Origin of the sequence: Selenomonas dianae, from assembly GCF_030644225.1 — a bacterium.
GTDB classification, from domain to species: domain Bacteria; phylum Bacillota; class Negativicutes; order Selenomonadales; family Selenomonadaceae; genus Centipeda; species Centipeda dianae.
The window spans coordinates 1,133,293-1,153,904 of sequence record NZ_CP128650.1; the positions used below are offsets into that span (position 1 = coordinate 1,133,293).

Consider the following 20,612-nt stretch of genomic DNA (forward strand, 5'->3'; position numbering starts at 1 on the left):
CCATAATACATTCTGTTAGACAGAAGCCTGCTGACGTATGACAGCCACTGCCTCTTCAAATGCCTGCGGAAGTTGCTCCGCATTTTTACCGCCGGCCTGTGCCATATCAGGACGACCGCCGCCTCCGCCGCCGACTGCTTTTGCAGCTTGCTTGATGATATTACCTGCATGAGCCCCCAGCTTCACTGCCGCCTTGTCTGCCTTGACCACCAGACTGACCTTATCATCAATGACAGCTCCGAGAATCACAATTCCGGAATCCAGCTTCTCGCAGGTAAGATCCGCAATATTGCGAAGTTCATCCATGGAATCTACATTGGCTTTTCCGACAACCACATGGAAATTTCCAATCTCCTGAACCCCCATAAGAAGCTTCTGCACATCTGCCTTATCGCGGAATTCGGCAAAACTCCGCAGCTGTTCCTGCATAGACTTTCTCTCGCTTATGAACTTATCAACCTGTGCAACAAGCTCCTCGGATCTCGTCTTTAGTTTATGCGAGAGTTCCTGCACAGTCCGTGCCATTTCTGTCGCATAAGCACATGCAGCACGACCGGTAATCGCCTCGATGCGGCGCACACCCGCCGCAACGCCCGATTCACTGATAATCTTGAACAGACCAATTTGCCCGGTATTGGTCACATGGGATCCACCGCAGAGCTCAATACTGAAGTCCGGAACGCAAACAACACGTACCATATTACCGTATTTCTCACCGAAGAGTGCCATAGCGCCAAGGGCCTTCGCCTCATCAATCGGCATCATGGAGATATGGAGGTCAATCGAACGCAGTATCTCCTCATTGACAAGCTCCTCGACATCACGAAGCTGCTGCTCGCTCACAGGTTCAAAGTTCGTGAAGTCAAAGCGAAGTCGCTCCGGTGTAACAAGCGAACCTGCCTGTTGAACATGATCGCCGACAACACGCCGAAGCGCCGCCTGCAAGAGATGGGTCGCCGTATGGTTTCGCGCAGATGAGAGTTTTTTTTCTGTATCAAGGCAAATTTCTACGGAGTCCCCGCGTTGGATCTGTCCTTCCTCAACATAAGCAAGGTGATAGACCGTTCCATCGGGCAGTCGCTTTGTATTGGTGACGGCGAGACAGCCAAGTTCACTGCGCAGGACACCCTCATCCCCAACCTGTCCGCCGCCTTCTGCATGAAAAGGGGTTGTACTCAGAATAATTCCGGCACTCTCTCCATCACGCAGCGAATCAACAAGTTTCCCATCGTGCCAGATTGCAACAACAGTCGCTTTCGTCGCCGCGGCATCCTCCATCAGCCTTCCGGTATCGATCCCCGAAAGATCCGGAACAGAAACTGCCTGATTTTCTCCGCGTGCACTTCTTGCACGGGTACGCTGCTTCTCCATCTCCTGCTGAAAGCCTTCGCCATCCAAGGTGATTCCATTCTCGTGGAGAATCTCTTCGGTAAGCTCACGCGGGAAGCCGTAGGTATCATAGAGTTTGAACCCGATTTCGCCGTGGAGAACGGTTTCATTGGCAGATTTCAAACGTGTAACCTCATCATTCAGAAGCTCGATTCCCTGTGCCAACGTCGTCGCAAAGCGATCTTCTTCCACACGAATCACACGCTTGATATAGTCCTGTTTTGTCAGGAGATCACTGAAATCCTTCGCATCGCGGAAAATTTCAACGACGGCATCCACCGTATCATCAAGGAAAGGCTTTGTGATCCCGAGCATACGTCCATGTCGAATTGCACGGCGGAGTGTGCGCCGCAAAACGTATCCGCGCCCCTCATTCGATGGAAGAATGCCATCCATAATCATGATAGCAACAGAACGCGCATGGTCTGCAACGACCTTGAGTGAAATATCTTTTTTCGGATCTTCGCCATAAGCTACACCCGAAATTTTAGACGTGTATTCGATGATCGGATAGAGGAGATCTGTTTCAAAGTTTGTTTTCTTGTTTTGTACAACAGAGGCAAGTCGCTCCAAGCCGCAGCCCGTATCAATGTTCTTGTGCGCAAGAACATTGTACTCACCCTCTTCCGTACGATCGTACTGGGTAAAGACAAGATTCCATATCTCAAGAAAGCGGTCGCAATCGCAGCCAATGCCGCATGTTGGTTCACCACAGCCGCGTTCTTCGCCGAGATCAATGTAGATCTCGGAGTCCGGACCGCATGGACCGGGTCCGATCTCCCAGAAGTTATCTTTCAACGCAACAATATGATCCGGAAGCACATCGGTCTGTTCCAACCAGATAGCACGAGCTTCATCATCCTCCGGATAGATGGAAACCCAGAGCTTATCTTTGGGAAGTTCGACAACCTCTGTCAGGAATTCCCACGCCCACGGAATCGCTTCCTTCTTGAAGTAATCGCCGAAAGAGAAGTTTCCAAGCATCTCAAAAAAGGTCTGATGACGTGCCGTACGTCCGACATTCTCGATATCTCCTGTACGAACAGAACGTTGACAGGTGGTAATACGAGTACGTGGAGGTTTCACCTTACCGGTAAAAAAAGGCTTCAGAGGTGCCATACCGGCACCAATCAAAAGAAGCGTAGGATCGTTTTCCGGCACAAGGGAGTAACTCGGCAAACGAAGGTGTCCCTTTTTTTCTGCGAAAAACTGCAAATATGCTTCTCGCAGTTCGTTCCCGGTCATATACTTCAATGTAATCGCCCTCCTAAAACCATGTTCGCAAAGAAGTTGAGTGTGCGTAAGTATAGCATAAAATCAAAGAAAAATATAGAAATCCCGTCATCTCAAAACGGTATACATTCGCTCACATATTTCAGCATTACATGATACTTTTTACTAATTCTTTTGCCTGTTCTGATGTCATAAGGATTTCCCGCGGTTTATTACCGCCGACACTTGGTCCGATGATACGCAGTTCCTCCATTGTATCGACCAGCCGTGCCGCTCGGGTGTACCCCACGCCCAGTCTGCGTTGAATATTGGATGAGGACGCCTGACCTGTGGACATGACAAGTTCAATGGCATCGGGAAGAAGTTGATCCTGCTTGATCTGCACCCCATCGTCCTCTGCGCTATCCTCGCCTGCGGCTTCACTCTCCATATAGTCAATGAGTTCCTCATTCTCACTGATCTCTTGTTCCTGTGCACGGATAAAGTCCAGCAGCATCTCAACTTCTTCATCGCTGATGAATGCGCCCTGCACACGAATCGGCTTGGGAGCTCCCTGGGGAGAGAAAAGCATATCACCTTTTCCGAGAAGGGTCTCTGCCCCACCGCGATCCAAGATCGTACGCGAATCCACCTGTGACGAAACAGCAAAAGAGATACGGGACGGCAGATTTGCCTTGATGATCCCCGTGATGACATTCACCGAGGGTCGCTGTGTTGCGAGGATCATGTGAATGCCTGCGGCACGTGCCTTTTGGAGGATGCGGCAGATGGCATCCTCCACATCTTTCGGCGATACCATCATGAGATCTGCAAGCTCATCGATAACGATGACAATGAGCGGAATCTTTTCCTCCGGATATCGACGGTTGAAGGATTTGATATCGCGAACACCGTGATTCGCAAAAATAGAATAGCGTTTTTCCATCTCCTGCACCGCCCAGTTCAGCACGGAAGACGCTTTTTTCGGATCGGTCACAACGGGAACCATGAGATGCGGAATCCCGTTGTAGTTTGAGAGTTCCACCATCTTCGGATCGATCAGGATGAGTTTTACTTCATCCGGTGTTGCTTTGAACAGGATACTTGAGATCAAGGTATTGATACACACAGATTTACCGGAGCCCGTTGCACCTGCAACCAGGAGATGAGGCATTTTCCCGATATCTGCAAAAATTGCCTGTCCACTGATGTCCATTCCAAGGCCAACCGTGAGTTTGGATGACGCCTCTTGAAACTGCGGGTTCTCCAACACCTCGCGAAGCTGAACACTTTCCAACGTACGATTTGGAATCTCAATACCGATTGCCGCCTTGCCGGGAACAGGCTCTATGCGCACCGAGGAAGTCGCAAGCTGCAGAGCGATGTCTTCCGCAAGATTCGTGATCTTGCTCACCTTCACCCCGGGCGCAGGTTCCAGATCATAGCGCGTTACTGCAGGTCCATGACAGAAACTGACCACCTTTGCATTCACATGGAAACTTTCAAGCGTCTGCTGCAAGACATGGGCGTTTTCCTTGATCTCCTGGGCTAAAGTCTCATTCTCTTTCTTGATGTGCTTGGAAAGAATATGCGTAACTTTGGGAAGCTCATAGGGACGCTCTCCTGTTGTTTCATCGGCGACAGTGGAAGTTGGCGGCACAGGAGGAGGAGAAACGAGCGAAACAGCAGGTTCTTCCACTGAAAGGCAGTCGGGGACATCCGCATGTTCCTCGACCGCATCGTCCTCCTCTTCCTCCACAGGTATGCACGCATCCATTATGATGGAAGACTGCTCCACAGGCATAAGAGGCTCATCATCCTGTGCTTCAATTTCCTGTTCATAGTCAAATGGAATCGGTGCGGGAGCTTCCGGCTCTTCCTCTATCGAAGGAGATTCTGTTGTCGAAGCAAGCACATCATACATCTGCACAGGCTCTGCTTCCTGCACCTCATTTTCTTCGCAGGGAAGGGGTTCTGCGTCCGGTTCAGGAGAAGTCGTTTCCACAATCTCCTCGACCTGTGCGGTATCAGTCTTTTTATGTTCCTCTGCAAACATGGGATCATTTACCTGATTATAAGGCACAGCAGACAGTGTATCATGAGCAATCGCTGATGTTTTCGTTTCGATTTTCTCTGCCACAGCGCTCACCTTTTCGCGCGTTGTTTGGAGAACAACACCTGCTGCATTTGCGCCCTTTTTTGCCTGTTCTTTTGTTTTCATATAGCCGGAGGCAAGCGACCATGTCGTAGCCAAAAGAACAGATCCAACAACGATGGTGCTCAATAAAATGATCGCACCATCCACACCAAAACAGCTGCGCAGCAGGAAGAGAAGACCGCCGCCGATCAATCCCCCACCGTCCGCGAGATTTTGCGGTAGTATTTCCTCGTCAACAGGAATGACAAAATGATGCCATACAGCAAGGAGTGAAACGAACAAGCCGATGACACCAAAGAATTTTTTTGTATAGAGAAGGCCACGATGGTGTATGATGTATTGCAGACTTATGAGGGCGATAATCAAAAGCGAGAAAGGTGCGCCCCAACCAAAGAGATAGCGAAAGAAATCCGCGAAAAAGAAGCCTACAAAGCCAACATTCAGTCCAAGAATTCCGACCCCTGAAATCAGAGCAAACGTAAGAAGGATAAGACCAATGAGTTCATACTTCCGTCCTGATCCGTTCGGCGCCGTACTCCTCCGTTTGGTGGAAACAGACCGCGACGTTCGTCGGCCAGAACTTTTCTTTCCCAAAAACAATCCCTCCATATCACAGTATGCCCCCGCCCTGAGAGAGCGGAGGCATAGCAAATGAAATCACCATTGTCTATGGTACATCAGTATACTATTTTGTAAGGCGATCTGCAACTTTTTGTGCTTCAAACAGAATACGCTCTTCATCCATGGTTGTGAGTGCACCGTTCTCCATGAGAATTTTTCCGTCCACCATCACCGTGTCAATGGATGAGGATTTCGCAGCGTACGCAAGGAGAGACACAGGATTGTAGCACGGTGTCCATGCTGCACCACGCATGGAAAAGAGGACAATATCCGCCTTATCCCCTGCCCGAAGTCGACCGACATCGTGCAGGGAAAGTGCCTGTGCACCATACTCCGTCCCCATCTTGACTGCAGTGAGTGCCGGAACAGCAAGCGGGTCGAGCGTATGCACCTTGTGCATTAGCGCTGCGAGCTGAACCTCATCCAGCATATCCAGATTGTTATTACTGGATGCGCCGTCCGTGCCGAGTGCAACACAAACGCCATCTTCCAACAAACGAGGTACGGGAGCCGTTCCGCTGGCAAGCTTCATATTGCTGCCGGGATTATGTGCGACACGGATATGATATTTCTTGATAATATCAATGTCCTCATCGTCCAAATGCACACAGTGGGCGGCAAGTGTTCCATTCTCAAACAATCCCGTCGAAGCGACATGGGCAAACGGTCGCTTGCCATATTCCTTCAGGCAGTTCTCGATCTCGCCCACAGTCTCCGACATATGGATATGAACCTCAGCACCAAGTGCCTGTGCCTTGGCAGCAATTTTTTTCAAGTAGTCCGGCGGACAGGTATAGAGAGCATGGGGGCCAAACATGACGGTGATGCGCCCCTGTGCCGCTCCATGATAGTTCTCATAGAGTGCGGCATTCTCCTCCAACTTCTTGTCACTGTCAGGCGCAACACCGATCAGACCGCGCGAAAGTACACCGCGCAGACCGGAGACATCAACGACCTCGGCAACGCGCTCCATATCCGGCCCGTACATATCGGCAAATGCCGTCGTACCACTGCGGATCATTTCAACTGCCGCAAGCATAGCCCCCCAGTAAATATCATCCGAACGCAGTTTTGCCTCAATCGGCCAGATCATCTGCTCCAACCAATCCATCAGCTTCATATCATCTGCATAGCTGCGCAGGAGTGTCATGGAGGCATGGGTATGCGCATTGACGAATCCGGGAATTGCAAAATGCTGTGTACCATCAATAATTTTTTCTGCCTGAAAATCCTCAGGAACATCTCCCACAGCCACAATCCGATCATCGGCAATGGCAATGTTTACAAGGGGGGTCGTCCCATCCGGCAGAAGCGCAATGACATTTTTGATCAGCGTATTCAATGCAGTCTCTCCTATGCCAGTCCGAGGTATTCTTTTTGCTCTGCACTGAGCTCATCAATCCGAATGCCAAGGGAGTTCAACTTGATGTTTGCAATCTCGACATTGATCTCATCCGGCATGAGGTGTACGCCCTTCTTCATCTCTTTTCCATGGCGGACAAGATGAAGTGCTGAGAAAAATTGCACGCCAAACGAGAGATCCATGATCTCCGCAGGATGCCCGTCACCTGCCGCAAGATTGACCAGACGCCCCTCCGCGAGGAGATACAGATGGCGTCCATCCGACTGCACGAACTCACGGATATTATTACGTACAATCTCATTCGATACAGAACCCGCAGTCAGCTCCGGAATGTTGATCTCAACATCGAAATGACCGGAATTCGCCATCATCGCGCCGTCTTTCATCACATCAAAGTGACGCTTGCAAAGGATATCCTTATTTCCCGTGAGCGTCAGGAAGATGTCGCCCACCTTTGCCGCCTCGTCCATCGGCATGACAGAGAAGCCGTCAAAGACCGCCTCAATCGCCTTGATCGGATCGACTTCCGTGATGATGACATTCGCACCAAGACCACGTGCACGCATCGCACCGCCCTTGCCGCACCAGCCATAGCCCGCAATAACAACGGTTTTTCCTGCAATAACGAGGTTTGTTGTACGCATGATGCCGTCCCATGTGGACTGACCCGTCCCATAGCGGTTGTCAAAGAGATACTTACAATATGCGTCATTTGCTGCAATCATCGGAAACTCAAGTTTTCCTTGACGCTCCAAAGCCTTTAGACGGTGCACCCCCGTCGTTGTCTCCTCTGACCCTCCAATCAGTCCGGGAAGAAGATCCCGCCTTGTTGTATGAAGCATATCAACCAGGTCGCCGCCGTCATCAATGACAATGTCCGGCTGAATATCAAGTGCCTTATTAAGGAACACAGAATATTCTTCCTCCGTGCAGCCATGCCACGCAAAGACATGAATGCCCTCCTCAACAAGTGCTGCCGCAACATCGTCCTGTGTGGACAGAGGATTGCTGCCTGTAACGGCAACCTCTGCTCCGGCGTGCTTGAAGATCGTTGCCATGTAGGCAGTCTTCGCCTCAAGATGCAGGGTAATGACCATCTTGATGCCGGCAAACGGCTTTGTGACTGAATACTCCTTATCGGCTGCGGCCATCACCGGCATAAAACGCTTTACCCAATCAATCTTTGCGTGACCGGATGGTGCGAGTGCAATATCCCGAATCATAGATTTCATGTAAAACTCCTTTAATTTTCAATTCCCTTACGCGCAGGAAGCCCCTGTTCGTAGTAGTGACGTACTTCCTTCATTTCTGTGATAAGATCTGCACGGTCAAGAAGCCATTTAGGTGCATTTCTGCCTGTGCAGACGAGTTCCATTTGCACGGGAAGGATTTCCATCAGTTTCTCCATCTGCACTCTCTGCAAGAGATCAAACGAAAGCGCAATATTGACCTCATCCAGAATGACAAGCTCCGCTTCTTTTTTTGATATGACCTCCATCACTCGATCAAATCCGAATGTTAGCAAGGAAACATAATCTGCCGGAGGATTTCCCTTGGGAAAGATAACAACATCATCGCCCAGCAGTTCCCGTGCTTTTTCATCCATCATCCCCTCTTCTGCGACAAAGAATGGTTTTCCACTGGTTTCTATGGTCATGTTCGGCATCTTACGTAAAATCTGTTGCTCACTATAAGCAAAGCTTTTCATGAACTGCATCATGAACACGCGGTATCCCGCACCAAGGGCGCGTATTGCAAGACCGATTGCGGCAGTTGTCTTTCCCTTGCCGTTCCCGGTATATACCTGAATCATCAGAGAAGTGCCTTATGACTGACGTTGATGCGCCCCTTATCATCAATCTCAACGACCTTGACCTCAAGCTGGTCACCGATCTTCACCACATCCTCGACATTCTCCACGCGATGTTTTGCGAGCTGTGAAATGTGACAAAGTCCCTCTTTGCCGGGAAGAAGTTCGACAAATGCACCAAACTTCAGGAAGCGCGTGACACGTCCCGTATAGACCTCTCCGACCTCAACTTCACGCACGATGTCCTCGATCATTTTGCGGGCACGATCCATGGCCTCCATATTCGGAGACGTAATGAAGATGTTTCCATCCTCATGAATATCAACATCCACCCCCGTTTCATCAATGATCTTGCGGACAACCTTGCCGCCCGTTCCAATGACATCGCGTATTTTATCAACGTCAATGGTGATGACCTCTACACGCGGGGCATATGGCGAGAGCTCTGCAGCGGGTTTATCAATGCACGCAAGCATCTTCTCAAGGATGAATGCGCGTCCCTGCTTTGCTTGCGCCAGTGCCGAGGCGAGAATATCTCGCGTAATCCCGGCAATCTTGATGTCCATCTGAATTGCCGTAATGCCTTTCGCTGTCCCGGCAACTTTGAAATCCATATCACCGAGTGCATCCTCCATCCCCTGAATATCTGTCAGGATGGAGTAGTCATCCCCATCGCGTACGAGTCCCATTGCGACACCGGACACAGGACGCTTGATTGGAACACCGGCACACATAAGCGACAGCGTACTTCCGCAGACACTCCCCATCGAACTCGATCCGTTTGACTCAAGAATCTCTGAAACAAGACGGATCGTATAGGGAAAGTCTTCAATCGACGGAATCATCGGGAAAAGAGCTCGTTCCGCGAGTGCGCCATGCCCGATCTCGCGTCTGCCGGGACTGCGCATGGGACGCGCCTCACCGACACTGTAACCTGGGAAGTTATAGTGATGCAAATAGTGTTTCGTTGTTTCCGGTCCAAGCCCGTCAATAATCTGCTCGTCTCCAATCGAACCAAGCGTTGTGACAGTGAGTACCTGTGTCTGCCCTCTGGTGAAGAGCCCTGAACCATGCGCACGCGGCAAAATACCGATCTCGCAGCTGACAGGTCGCACTTCATCCAACGCACGTCCATCCGGGCGAATTTTTTCATGCGTAATCATATGGCGGACAATGCCCTTTTCAATCTTGTAGAGGATCTGTGAGATCTCCTTCGCAGCTTCCGGATATTCCTCGACGAAATGCTCGATCGTCTCCGCTTTAATCGCGGCAATATCAGCATCACGCATGAGCTTGTCACTGTTCCGCGTTGCCGCATCAAGACGTTCCTCCGAATACGCACGCACCTTGGATTCGAGTTCCTCCGACACCGTAAAGATGGCAGGGGTCTGTTTCTCCTTGCCGCATGAACTCTGAATCATCTGCTGAAACTCAACAAGGCGGCGGATTTCAGCATGACCAAATAAGATCGCGTCCAACACAACCTCTTCGGAAAGCTCATTTGCTCCCGCCTCCACCATCATCACAGCATCGTATGACCCGGCAACGGTAAGGTTGAGTTCCGATACTGCACGCTGCTGCTCCGTCGGGTTGATGACAAATTCCCCATCAACATAGCCAACACGCACGCCGGCAATCGGTCCCATAAAAGGAATATCTGATACAGAGAGCGCACAAGAAGCACCGATCATCGCAGCAATTTCCGGAGGATTGTCCTGTTCAACACACAATACGGTCGCAACGATCTGGACATCATTCCGAAAACCTTCGGGGAAAAGAGGTCGGATAGGACGGTCAATGAGACGCGCACAGAGCACAGCATCGCTGCTCGGACGCCCCTCACGCTTGATAAAGCCGCCAGGAATCTTCCCTGCCGCATACATCTTTTCCTCATAGTCCACGGTCAGAGGAAAAAAATCGACTCCTTCACGCGGCGCACTTGAAGCAGTTGCTGTCACCAAGACAACGGTATCTCCATAACGAACCAAGACAGCACCGTTCGCCTGCTTTGCCATCTTTCCCTGCTCTATGGTAAGTTTTCGTCCGCCCAGCTCAATTTCGAAACATTGCATAATATCCTCCTAGATCTCTCTGTTCGTTCCATATGACAAAAGCATTCGACAAAATATCATAGAATCCTTGTCCCGATAGCAAAAAAGCGGGGAATCCCCCGCTCTTTCTCTTTGTTCTGAAATATTACTTACGCAGATTGAGCTTCGTGATGATCGAACGATAACGCTCAATATCCGTCTGATAGAGATAACTCAAAAGACGCCGGCGATGTCCAACCATCTTCAGAAGCCCCCGGCGTGAGTGATGATCCTTCTTATGTTCCTTCAAATGTTCCGTCAGATACTGAATGCGTGCGGTCAGGACAGCAATCTGAACCTCCGGCGACCCGGTATCTCCCTCATGCACTGCATATGCTTTGATGATTTCCTGTTTCTTTTCCTGTGTGAGCATATAGAATCCTCCTTATTAATTTTCACCACTGACCAAGAAAACGTCGGATTAGTCGCTATCTGAGTCATGGATCTGTCAGCGTTCATCATATTACCATAGAAATATTTTCTTGTAAATGAAAATTTTCTGCGAGCACACATACGACGCTTTCCTTATCCTTCTCAATTTGCTGAATCAATGCTTCAGCAGAGGGGAAATGGCGCTCATTTCGTATTTTTTTATAAAAAGAAACCATGATTTCTGCCCCGTAAAGATCCCCGGAAAAACCCATGATATGAACTTCCAGACGCCGATCACAGGCATCAAATGTGGGATTGTTCCCAACATTTGATGCCGCATAATAAAGATGATCTTGATAAAATACCGTTGCAGCATAAACTCCGTTTGGCAGATGCTCAAATTCTTCGCGTAATGCCAGATTGGCTGTTGGAAATCCTAGTCTGCGTCCACGTTTCTGTCCATGAATCACAATGCCATTGATGGTAAACGGGTAGCCGAGATATTCATTGACTTTAGATACCTCTCCATTTGCAATGCATGTGCGAATTCGTGTGCTGCTTACCGGCGCACCGCCGCGCATAACCGAAGGGCACACGATCAGAGAAAAACGATATGATGCGGCGTTGTCCTGCAAAAGTTTTGGCGTTCCAAAACCACCTCGGCCAAAGGTATAGTTCTCCCCCACGACAATGTATTTTGGCGAGAAATGACATTGTAAGAGTTCAATAAAATCCGCTGCACTTATTTCGGCAAAATCCGGTGTAAATGGAATTTCCACCAGGGCATCCACACCGAGATTCCGCAGGACATGAAAACGTATGGCGTCGCTTCCGATTCGACGTGGAGCGGTGCTTGGAACAATAACAGAACGCGGGTGATTCGCAAATGAAAACACAAGTGCAGTTCCGTTGATTTCCCGCGCCTTTGCGACGGCTTTCCGTATGATTCTCTGATGCCCAATGTGAATCCCATCAAACATACCGAGTGCAATTACGATTTTTGGATATTTTGATGAAAAATCAGCAAGTTCTTTATATTTTTCCATTTGGAAGAACTATTCTCCTCGTATGTGTATTCCGTGAGTCAAGGTACTCCTATCACGCGTAACTCAGGAAAAAGTTCAACAGAATGTTTTGCATAGACTCGTTTTTGAATTTCTGCAATCAGGCACTGAACATCATTTGCCGTCGCTTTTCCTATGTTGATAATGAATCCTGCGTGTTTCTGCGAAACTTGTGCGCCACCGACCGTAAGCCCCTTTAATCCCGTCTGATCGATCAATGTTCCGGCAAAATAGCCTGGAGGGCGCTTGAACGTACTCCCTGCACTCGGATATGACAGTGGCTGCTTACTTTCACGGCGCTGATTCAAATCCGCCATGCGTGCCAGAATCAGTGCACAATCATCTTCTTTCAAATGCAGTCGTGTTTCACAAATCGCTTCATCGCGCCCATGAAATACACTGTGACGATAGCCAAAATCAAGATCTGCGGAAGAATACGTCCGTATCTCACCATCCGGAGAAACCGTTTTGACAGAAATAACGACTGATTTCATATCGTCATCGTAAGCACCCGCATTCATAAAAATTGCACCGCCGATGCTCCCTGGAATCCCGCAGGCAAATTCAAGCCCCGAAAGTCCATTTTTCTGTGCATATACCGCAATATCACGAAGCAGAGCCCCCGCGCCAACGATAAGATCCGTGTCTTCGCGCGATACCTCTGCCATCTTTTGACTGAATCGTATCACGAGCCCTCGGATACCTCCGTCACGAACCAGGATATTCGAGCCATTGCCGAGCAACGTAATCGGCTCACCATATTCCCTTGCAAGACAGATGATCTTCCGTACTTCTTCTGTGTTTTGTGGGTAAAAAAGCAGATCTGCAGGTCCACCAATCCGAAATGTTGTATGAAAGCGTAAGGGAGCATCCACAAAAAGACATGATGAACCAAATTCTTTGTAACAGATACGAACGAATTCCTTGTTCATATGGTATGCACTCCCCCACAGCCCGACCCAGCAAGACGTAAGTCAACAAAAGCGTTTTGACGCAGTGCCTCGTATGCAACAACAGCAACGGCGTTGGACAGGTTCAACGACCGCGCGTTATCCTGCATAGGTATGCGAATGGTATAACGTTCATTGGCAGTCAGCAAAGATTCCGGCAGACCTGCCGTTTCCTTGCCAAATACGAGAAACGTATCCGACGTATAGATCATATCCGAGTAGATATGTGCAGCTTTTGTCGTGCAGAAATAAAAAGGACACCCATCATACTGCTTTTGAACTTCAACAAAACTGTCATGATAGTGCACTCTAACAAGATGCCAATAGTCTAGTCCCGCTCGTTTCAAATGCTTATCATCCGTCGAGAATCCAAGTGGTCGAACCAGATGGAGCTCCATACCGGTTCCGGCACACAGCCGTGCAATATTTCCCGTGTTTCCCGGGATTTCCGGTTCGACCAAAACAATGTGCATATGATTGATCCTCCATCCTTTTCCGGAACAATGCAACGTCATTATAGCGAATTACTGTCATAAAAACAACCCATAGGAGCGGAAACGCCCATGGGTTGTAAGATGTTCTTTTTAGCGCAGAACGGCACCTTCATTCGCAGATGTCGTCAGCTTTGCATAACGCGCAAGGTAACCGGTTTTGATTTTCGGTTCCGGCTGAACCCAGTGCACACGGCGTTTATTGAGCTCTTCCTCGCTGATTTCGAGTTCGATCTTGCGATTCGGAATGTCAATCGTAATCATATCGCCGTCCTCAATCAGCGCGATCGGCCCACCTGACATTGCCTCAGGCGATATATGTCCCACACAGGCTCCCTGACTTGCGCCGCTGAATCGTCCATCTGTTATGAGACCGACCTTCAGCCCCATGCCTGTGATGACCGCCGTCGGATTGAGCATCTCCTGCATACCGGGACCGCCCTTCGGACCCTCGTAGCGGATGACAACAACATCCCCATCGTGAATCTTCCCCTCCATAATGGCGTTGACACCGTCTTCCTCAGAGTTAAAGCACCGCGCTGTACCGCGATACGTGAGCATATCATCCGCAACCGCCGATGCCTTGACAACGGCACAATCGGGGGCGAGGTTTCCGCGCAGGATCGCAAGACCGCCCTCCGGACGATAGGGATTCTCAACACTGCGAATCACCGTACGATCGAGAACCTCAGCATGTGCGATGCGGTCACGAACCGTTCCCGTAACAGTCAGCGCATCCAAATGCAGCAGATTCTTCTTGGACAGTTCCTTCATCACCGCCGTGATGCCGCCTGCCTCATTCAAATCCTGCATATGATGTGTTCCCGCCGGGCTCAGCTTCGTAATATACGGCGTGCGTCTGCTGATCTCATCGAATAACGGCGGTGGGAGTTCAATTCCCGCCTCGTGTGCAATCGCCGTAAGGTGCAGAACCGTATTCGATGACCCGCCGATGCCCATATCAACTGTGATCGCATTCTCAAATGCCTCACGTGTCATAATATCACGCGGGCATATGTTTTTTTCAACGAGATCAAGGATGACCGCACCCGCATGCTTTGCCAACAAGCGACGCTCACCCGTATAGGGAGCGGGAATCGTACCATTGCCGGGAAGCCCCATACCGAGCACCTCGGTGAGGGAGTTCATCGTGTTTGCCGTGAACAGACCGGAGCAAGAGCCGCAGCTTGGACAGGCGTGCTCTTCAATTGCAGTCATTTCACCGACATCCATCTTACCGGCAGCAAACATCCCCGCTGCCTCAAATGCCTGACTGACACTGATGTCGCGTCCGCGATGACGCCCGGCGAGCATGGGGCCGCCGCTGACAAGAATCGCAGGAATATTGAGACGTGCCGCCGCCATGAGCATCCCCGGTACAACCTTATCGCAGTTCGGAATGAGAACAAGCCCGTCAAATCCCGATGCCATAGCCACAGCTTCGATGGAGTCCGCAATCAGCTCACGGCTCGCGAGGGAGTATTTCATCCCCGTATGCCCCATGGCAATACCGTCACAAACGCCGATCGACGGAAATTCAATCGGCGTTCCACCTGCAGCTGCCACGCCAAGTTTCACAGCTTCCGCAATCGTATTCAAATGAAAATGCCCGGGGATGATCTCGTTAAACGAGTTACAAACACCAATCAGCGGCTTTTTAAGATCCTCAGTGCCATATCCGTTTGCATGAAATAGCGAACGATGTGCACACCGTGTCGCTCCTTTTTTTACAACATCACTTCGCATAGAACTCTCCTAATCTGTAAAATATTTATGGAAAATACACAAATCCATAAATCAACCACATTCCTAAAGGGGATGAAAGAGATTTTAGCTCATTCGATGGTTTTTTTCAATAGCTTACTTAAGCCTGCAAATAAAAACAATATAAGACCTCTTTATGAAATACGATGGATGAGATGACACCATATAACTCTAATCCTCTTTACAAAATATTGTATTTCATGTAAACTAGACACGCAATATTAAATAGGAAATCTGTATTTGTTCGCAAAGGGGAAACCTGCCAACGCAGGCAGGATGCGACGATACATAATGGATGTAACAAGGGGGAAAAAATGCTACGACTTCCTGTCTCGAAGTTAAAGGACGGTATGGTTCTTGGACAGAGCCTGTTCAATACCGCCGGAGGAAGTTATCTGGTCAAGGGACAACCGGTGACCATCGACTACATTCGCAGACTGCGTCAGCTTGGCATTCAGTCGGTCACTGTGACTTCGATGGACCCGAATCATAAGCTTGCACCGCCACCGGATGTCATCGCAGAAAAGACCAGAGTTAATGCGATCAGTGCTGTCTACAACACATTTCAGTCCATTGAGGAAAATAAAACGTTGGATGCTTCCGCCCTCCAAAAGGTGACGGATGCCATCGTTTTTGATCTCTTTGACAACCATGAAAACCTCGTTCAGCTCACGGACATACGCACGCACGATGCCTATACATTTGCGCACAGCGTCAATGTCGCCGTTCTTTCGGCAATGACGGGAATGCTCTGTCACCTGCCGAAGGAAGAACTGTCCCTCATCACACTTGGCGGACTCTTGCACGATCTTGGAAAAATCGACGTACATACAGATATTCTCAATAAGAACCGCAGCTTGACGACGAGCGAGTTCGACATCATGAAAAAACACCCCGCCGATGGCGCACGCCGCATCCTCAAAATGAGTGATCTGCCAAAGGTAAGCATTCTCGCGGCGATTGCGGGACAGCACCACGAACATGTCGACGGAACCGGCTATCCGCGCGGAATCAAAGGGGAAGAAATGCATCGTTACGCCAAAATCGCTGCGATTGCCGATGTCTATGATGCACTGACGAGTGAGCGACCGTATAAAAAGGCATACATGCCGAACATTGCCTACAACATCATGCACAACATCAACAAGGGGCAATTCGACCAGAAACTTCTTGAAATGTTCTTCAATAACGTTGCCCTCTACCCCGAGGGAGCTGTACTCAAAACCACCTACGGTTTTGCAGTGGTGAAGGAAAGTAAGTTCGGACGCACGACGACCCCAATCATTATTCTCTTCGCCGATGTTAACGGCAAACTGCTGGATCATCGTACAGTGATCGATCTTTCCGAAGAGCACGACGGTGCCGCCTCCATACAGGTTGTCCCAACGGGGAACGATCTCTACCACTTCATCCACGAACTTGGTGTGGATCCCTCCTACTACCTTGAAGAAGAGCGTCAAAAGGACAGGGCTGCGGGCATCACATCCTCCGGCGTATCTGCACCGCCACGTATAAGTGCAAAATAAAGGAGTATGGGGCAAGCCATCTACAGATTAGACGGACTTCGTTGGATCGGTGATCCCGTATACGCATAAGAAAAGCCGGACAATGTCCGGCTTTTCTTATGCACCTTATCTGCTTTTTGCCAAAATCTTTGCAGCCATATCCGCGACCGTCATGCAGTCCCCTACGGGGTAGCCGGCCGCCTCAAGCTTTCGTCCAAGACACAAAATATGTGGAGCAGCGAGCGCCGCTTGCGTGAGGAGTTCCTCCTGTCGGAAAAGGTCGCACGGTATCCCTTCACCGATGACGCGTCCGCCCGCAAGGATGACCATGTGATTCGCAACACGCAGGATATCCTCCATGCTGTGTGAAACTAGGATAACACTGACACCGCGTTCGCGATGGAGCATCGTAAGCATGGTGAGCAGAGCCTCACGTCCCCGCGGATCGAGTCCCGCAGCAGGCTCATCAAGCACGAGATAACGCGGTGCGAGTGCGAGTACACCTGCAATGGCGACGCGTCTGCGCTCCCCGCCCGAAAGTGCAAACGGCGAGCGATCACGATAGCTGTCTGGCAGACGGGTAAGCTCCATTGACTCCCGCACACGTCTTTCGACTTCGGCATCCGACAGCCCTTGATTGCGCGGACCGAAGGCGATGTCCTCATACACAGACTCCTCGAAGAGCTGATGCTCGGGATATTGAAAGACCATGCCGACGCGAAAGCGTGCCGTTCGCGCCGTTTCCTTTTCCTTTTTCGTTGTGCCGTGGAGACTGACACCATCCACAAGAACCTGTCCTGCTGTCGGTACAAGCAAACCGCCAATCAGCTGCATGAGGGTTGACTTTCCCGCGCCTGTCTCGCCCGCGATTGCAGTAAATGCGTCCTCTCGGATTGTCAGTGTAACATCGTGGAGAGCCGTATGTGAAAGAGGTGTCTTCTCCATGTAGGTGTACGAAAGAGATTCTATTTCGATAGACAATGCAGCAACTCCTCATCCGTTATAATATCCGACGGAAGCTCACGCCCGCCGCGCCGCAAATGTTCCGCGAGATCGGCCGCGAGCGGAATATCAAGCCCCAGTGCACGCACCTTTTCCGTCTGTGTGAAGACTTCGTGAGGTGTCCCATCCATGACGACGCGCCCTGCATCCATCAGGACAATACGATCTGCCGCAATCGCCTCTTCCATAAAATGCGTAATATAAACAATCGTCAGTCCCTGCTCTTTATGCAGTTTTTGCACAGCATTCAGAACTTCCGTTCTTCCTCGTGGGTCGAGCATCGCCGTTGGCTCATCAAGGACAAGACAATGTGTCTGCATGGCAATCGCCCCTGCGATGGCGATGCGCTGCTTCTGCCCCCCCGAAAGCAGATGTGGAGCTGCTTGAGCGTATGATTCCATACCGACAAGCGCGAGTGCATTCTGAACGCGTGCACGGATCTCTGCAGGCGGAACACCAAGGTTTTCAGGACCGAATGCAACATCATCCGCAACTACCGCAGCAATGAGTTGGTTGTCGGGATTCTGGAACACCATGCTGACCTCCTGTCGAATGTCCCATCGCCGCATCTCATCCTTCGTATCCCATCCGCGCACCAGACACGTTCCCGCACTCGGAAGGAGGAGGGCGTTCAGATGCCGCGCAAGAGTCGACTTACCCGACCCGTTCGCCCCGAGCACCACTACGAACTCGCCCGCCGCAATGGAAAGCGTAACACCGCGCAGTGCCTCGTGTCCCTCACCCTCTCCGCTCCGGTAGACGTGGGTGACATGATTGAGTTCAAAAAAAATATCTGTCATTTCCATCTCTCACTAATTCTTCGTGCGTGCCTTCAACTGGATGCGGAATGTCGTCCCCTTGCCAACCTCGCTCTCAACCCCTATATGTCCCCCGTGCGCTTCGACAATCTCGCGTGCAATGGCAAGCCCCAAACCATTGCCGCCCATACGGCGTGAACGAGCCTTATCCACACGGTAGAAACGATCAAAGATACGCTCTGTATGCTCCGGTGCAATACCGATGCCCGTATCGGAAACAGAAAGCGCCACACTCCCCTTCTCCTCCTGTACGCAGACGGAAATACGTCCGTGTTCGGGCGTGTACTTCACCGCGTTATCGACCAAAATCAAGATCAGCTGACGAATCTTCTGTTCATCCGCATAGATCTCCGCACGTTTCGGCAGTTCCTCCACGATGGCAATATCCTTCTTTTCGGCAAAGGGACGCATAATGCGCACAGTTTGCTGTGCAGCGGCGACGAGATCCATCCGTACAGGTTTTACCTGATTTGCCTTCGCGTCACTGCGCGCAACAGTGAGGAGGTCGCTGACGAGTTTCGTCATCTTCTTGACCTCGTCACGCACATCCTCGATGACCTGCTTCAAAAAGGGGGATGTGATCGACGGATCGCTCCGCAGGAGATCTGCCGAGGCAAGTACGACGGCAAGCGGGGTTCGCAGTTCGTGGGAAGCATCCGCAGCAAATTGCCGCTGCTTTTCATACGCCTCTCGCACGGGCTTCATCGCACCACCCGAGAGCACATAGCCAATGGCGGCGGCAAAGACAAGTGCAAAGCCGCCGAGAATCGCGAGCGCCCATGTCGCCTTTTCCATGCCGTTATACATAGCAGTGACATCCTTGCCGACGTAGACCGTCTGCATCGGCAGCGGCGGACTGAACACGGTCTGAGCTGTCATCATCACCTTCGTCGGTGCACCGCGTTCATTCGTCTTTGTAAAGACGCGCACCTCACGCTCGGGTGCATCCCACCCTGTCACAATGTCCAATACAAACGACTCAATGCGAAAGGAGGCACGTGAAAAACTGACCAGTCGCCCTTCTCCATCAAATACATAATAGAAAAGACGATCATTCGTACCGCGATAGATTTGAGTTTCATCCGCATCTACCCCGGCATGAAGAACTGTGTATGCCTGTGCATCCGCCACACCGTTCGCCGTATCCAAGAGTTCGCGCGCCTGTTCGGACGTGATTGCCCACTCCATCGTCTTGTGCATGGCAAAAAGGAGGACGATAACCAGTCCTCCCATGACAAGCGCATAGCGGAGCATGAGCCGCAAACGGCTGCGCCCGAATACATTCTGCTCATTCAACGTGGTGTCTCCAGTTTGTAGCCAACCCCGCGTATCGTCTTGATCGCGTCACCCTCCCCTGCCGCATCCAGTTTTTTTCGCAGCATCTTCATATAGGAGTCAATGTTGTTCGAGCTGACATCCGACTCAAGTCCCCAAATACGGTCGAGAATTATATCACGTGGCACAACGATGCCGATGTTCTGCGCGAGAAGGTCAAAAAGCTGGAACTCACGTGGAGAGAGTTGGATCATCCTGCCATTTTTTTCAAGAATATTTGCCGTACGGTTCAGCTTAAAGCCACCGATCTCGTCGACCTCATGCTGAATGCGTTGTGTCGCACGCCGTCCGAGTGCACGCAGACGCGCGAGCAGTTCCGAGAACTCGAACGGCTTTACAAGATAGTCGTCCGCCCCCGCATCAAGCCCCGTCACGCGATCCTCTACCGAGTCCCGCGCCGTCAACATAAGGATTGCACGGTCATAGCCGCTGCGCCTGAGACGTGCACATGCCTCGACGCCCGTTTCCCCCGGCATCATCCAGTCCAGAATCAGAATATCGTACTCCGCATAGGTTGCATATTCGTAGATGTCACTGCCGTCCGTCACCCACTCGACCGAGATGTCGTTCTGTTCGAGCATATATTGAATGAGCTTCCCGAGCCGCAGATCATCTTCCGCCAGAAGCACACGCATCATATCATCTCCCCGCTGATTGTATTCCATTTT

The 20,612-nt window shown here is 50.6% G+C and carries 16 protein-coding genes; 1 reads left to right on the forward strand and 15 read right to left on the reverse strand.

Features of this window, described 5'->3' with window-relative positions; all coding sequences use genetic code 11:
• Positions 1-15: 15 nt before the first annotated feature.
• The 11 genes from alaS to ilvD form a co-directional block, all read right to left on the reverse strand.
• The gene (gene alaS / locus QU667_RS05580; RefSeq protein WP_304988416.1) at positions 16-2,634 is read right to left on the reverse strand and encodes an alanine--tRNA ligase; all 2,619 of its coding nucleotides are present in this window, start codon (positions 2,632-2,634) and stop codon (positions 16-18) included.
• A gap of 136 nt (positions 2,635-2,770) precedes the next feature.
• Positions 2,771-5,368 (reverse strand): DNA translocase FtsK, encoded by a 2,598-nt coding sequence (locus QU667_RS05585; RefSeq protein ID WP_304988315.1) that lies wholly within the window; start codon positions 5,366-5,368, stop codon positions 2,771-2,773.
• 76 nt (positions 5,369-5,444) lie between these two features.
• Positions 5,445-6,722 carry an amidohydrolase gene (locus QU667_RS05590; protein WP_304988316.1) on the reverse strand — a complete coding sequence of 426 codons (1,278 nt, stop codon included), beginning with the start codon at positions 6,720-6,722 and terminating at the stop codon, positions 5,445-5,447.
• An 11-nt stretch (positions 6,723-6,733) separates the two neighbouring features.
• Positions 6,734-7,975, reverse strand: a complete 1,242-nt coding sequence (locus QU667_RS05595; protein WP_304988317.1) for an adenosylhomocysteinase — start codon at positions 7,973-7,975, stop codon at positions 6,734-6,736.
• 11 nt (positions 7,976-7,986) lie between these two features.
• Positions 7,987-8,556: a cob(I)yrinic acid a,c-diamide adenosyltransferase gene (locus tag QU667_RS05600; protein WP_304988318.1), complete on the reverse strand. Its 570-nt coding sequence runs from the start codon at positions 8,554-8,556 to the stop codon at positions 7,987-7,989.
• Complete coding sequence (locus QU667_RS05605) at positions 8,556-10,625, reverse strand: polyribonucleotide nucleotidyltransferase (RefSeq protein ID WP_304988319.1); 2,070 nt, start codon at positions 10,623-10,625, stop codon at positions 8,556-8,558. The genes QU667_RS05600 and QU667_RS05605 overlap by 1 nt, the downstream gene beginning before the upstream one ends.
• Before the next feature lie 124 nt (positions 10,626-10,749).
• On the reverse strand, positions 10,750-11,016 hold the full coding sequence (gene rpsO, locus QU667_RS05610; protein WP_304988320.1) for a 30S ribosomal protein S15: 267 nt from the start codon (positions 11,014-11,016) through the stop codon (positions 10,750-10,752).
• An 85-nt stretch (positions 11,017-11,101) separates the two neighbouring features.
• Entirely contained in the window at positions 11,102-12,061 is a 960-nt protein-coding gene (locus QU667_RS05615) for a bifunctional riboflavin kinase/FAD synthetase (RefSeq protein WP_304988321.1), read from the reverse strand.
• A 38-nt stretch (positions 12,062-12,099) separates the two neighbouring features.
• Positions 12,100-13,011 (reverse strand): UDP-N-acetylmuramate dehydrogenase, encoded by a 912-nt coding sequence (gene murB, locus QU667_RS05620; protein ID WP_304988322.1) that lies wholly within the window; start codon positions 13,009-13,011, stop codon positions 12,100-12,102.
• Positions 13,008-13,502 carry a tRNA (cytidine(34)-2'-O)-methyltransferase gene (locus QU667_RS05625; RefSeq protein WP_304988323.1) on the reverse strand — a complete coding sequence of 165 codons (495 nt, stop codon included), beginning with the start codon at positions 13,500-13,502 and terminating at the stop codon, positions 13,008-13,010. The genes murB and QU667_RS05625 overlap by 4 nt, the downstream gene beginning before the upstream one ends.
• Positions 13,503-13,613: 111 nt before the next feature.
• On the reverse strand, positions 13,614-15,266 hold the full coding sequence (ilvD, locus tag QU667_RS05630; protein ID WP_304988324.1) for a dihydroxy-acid dehydratase: 1,653 nt from the start codon (positions 15,264-15,266) through the stop codon (positions 13,614-13,616).
• Between the two features lie 332 nt (positions 15,267-15,598).
• On the opposite strand from ilvD, the gene QU667_RS05635 reads away from it, so the two are divergent.
• The gene (locus QU667_RS05635; protein ID WP_304988325.1) at positions 15,599-16,810 is read left to right on the forward strand and encodes an HD-GYP domain-containing protein; all 1,212 of its coding nucleotides are present in this window, start codon (positions 15,599-15,601) and stop codon (positions 16,808-16,810) included.
• A gap of 105 nt (positions 16,811-16,915) precedes the next feature.
• Here the strand turns inward: QU667_RS05635 and QU667_RS05640 are convergent, their stop codons facing one another.
• The 4 genes from QU667_RS05640 to QU667_RS05655 are packed head-to-tail and all read right to left on the reverse strand — an operon-like array spanning position 16,916 to position 20,579.
• Entirely contained in the window at positions 16,916-17,770 is an 855-nt protein-coding gene (locus QU667_RS05640) for an energy-coupling factor transporter ATPase (protein WP_304988326.1), read from the reverse strand.
• Positions 17,755-18,591, reverse strand: coding sequence for an energy-coupling factor transporter ATPase (locus QU667_RS05645; RefSeq protein ID WP_304988327.1), 837 nt, complete (start codon positions 18,589-18,591; stop codon positions 17,755-17,757). The genes QU667_RS05640 and QU667_RS05645 overlap by 16 nt, the downstream gene beginning before the upstream one ends.
• 12 nt (positions 18,592-18,603) lie before the next feature.
• Complete coding sequence (locus QU667_RS05650; protein ID WP_304988328.1) at positions 18,604-19,905, reverse strand: sensor histidine kinase; 1,302 nt, start codon at positions 19,903-19,905, stop codon at positions 18,604-18,606.
• Positions 19,902-20,579 (reverse strand): response regulator transcription factor, encoded by a 678-nt coding sequence (locus QU667_RS05655; protein ID WP_304988329.1) that lies wholly within the window; start codon positions 20,577-20,579, stop codon positions 19,902-19,904. The genes QU667_RS05650 and QU667_RS05655 overlap by 4 nt, the downstream gene beginning before the upstream one ends.
• Between the last annotated feature and the right edge of the window lie 33 nt (positions 20,580-20,612).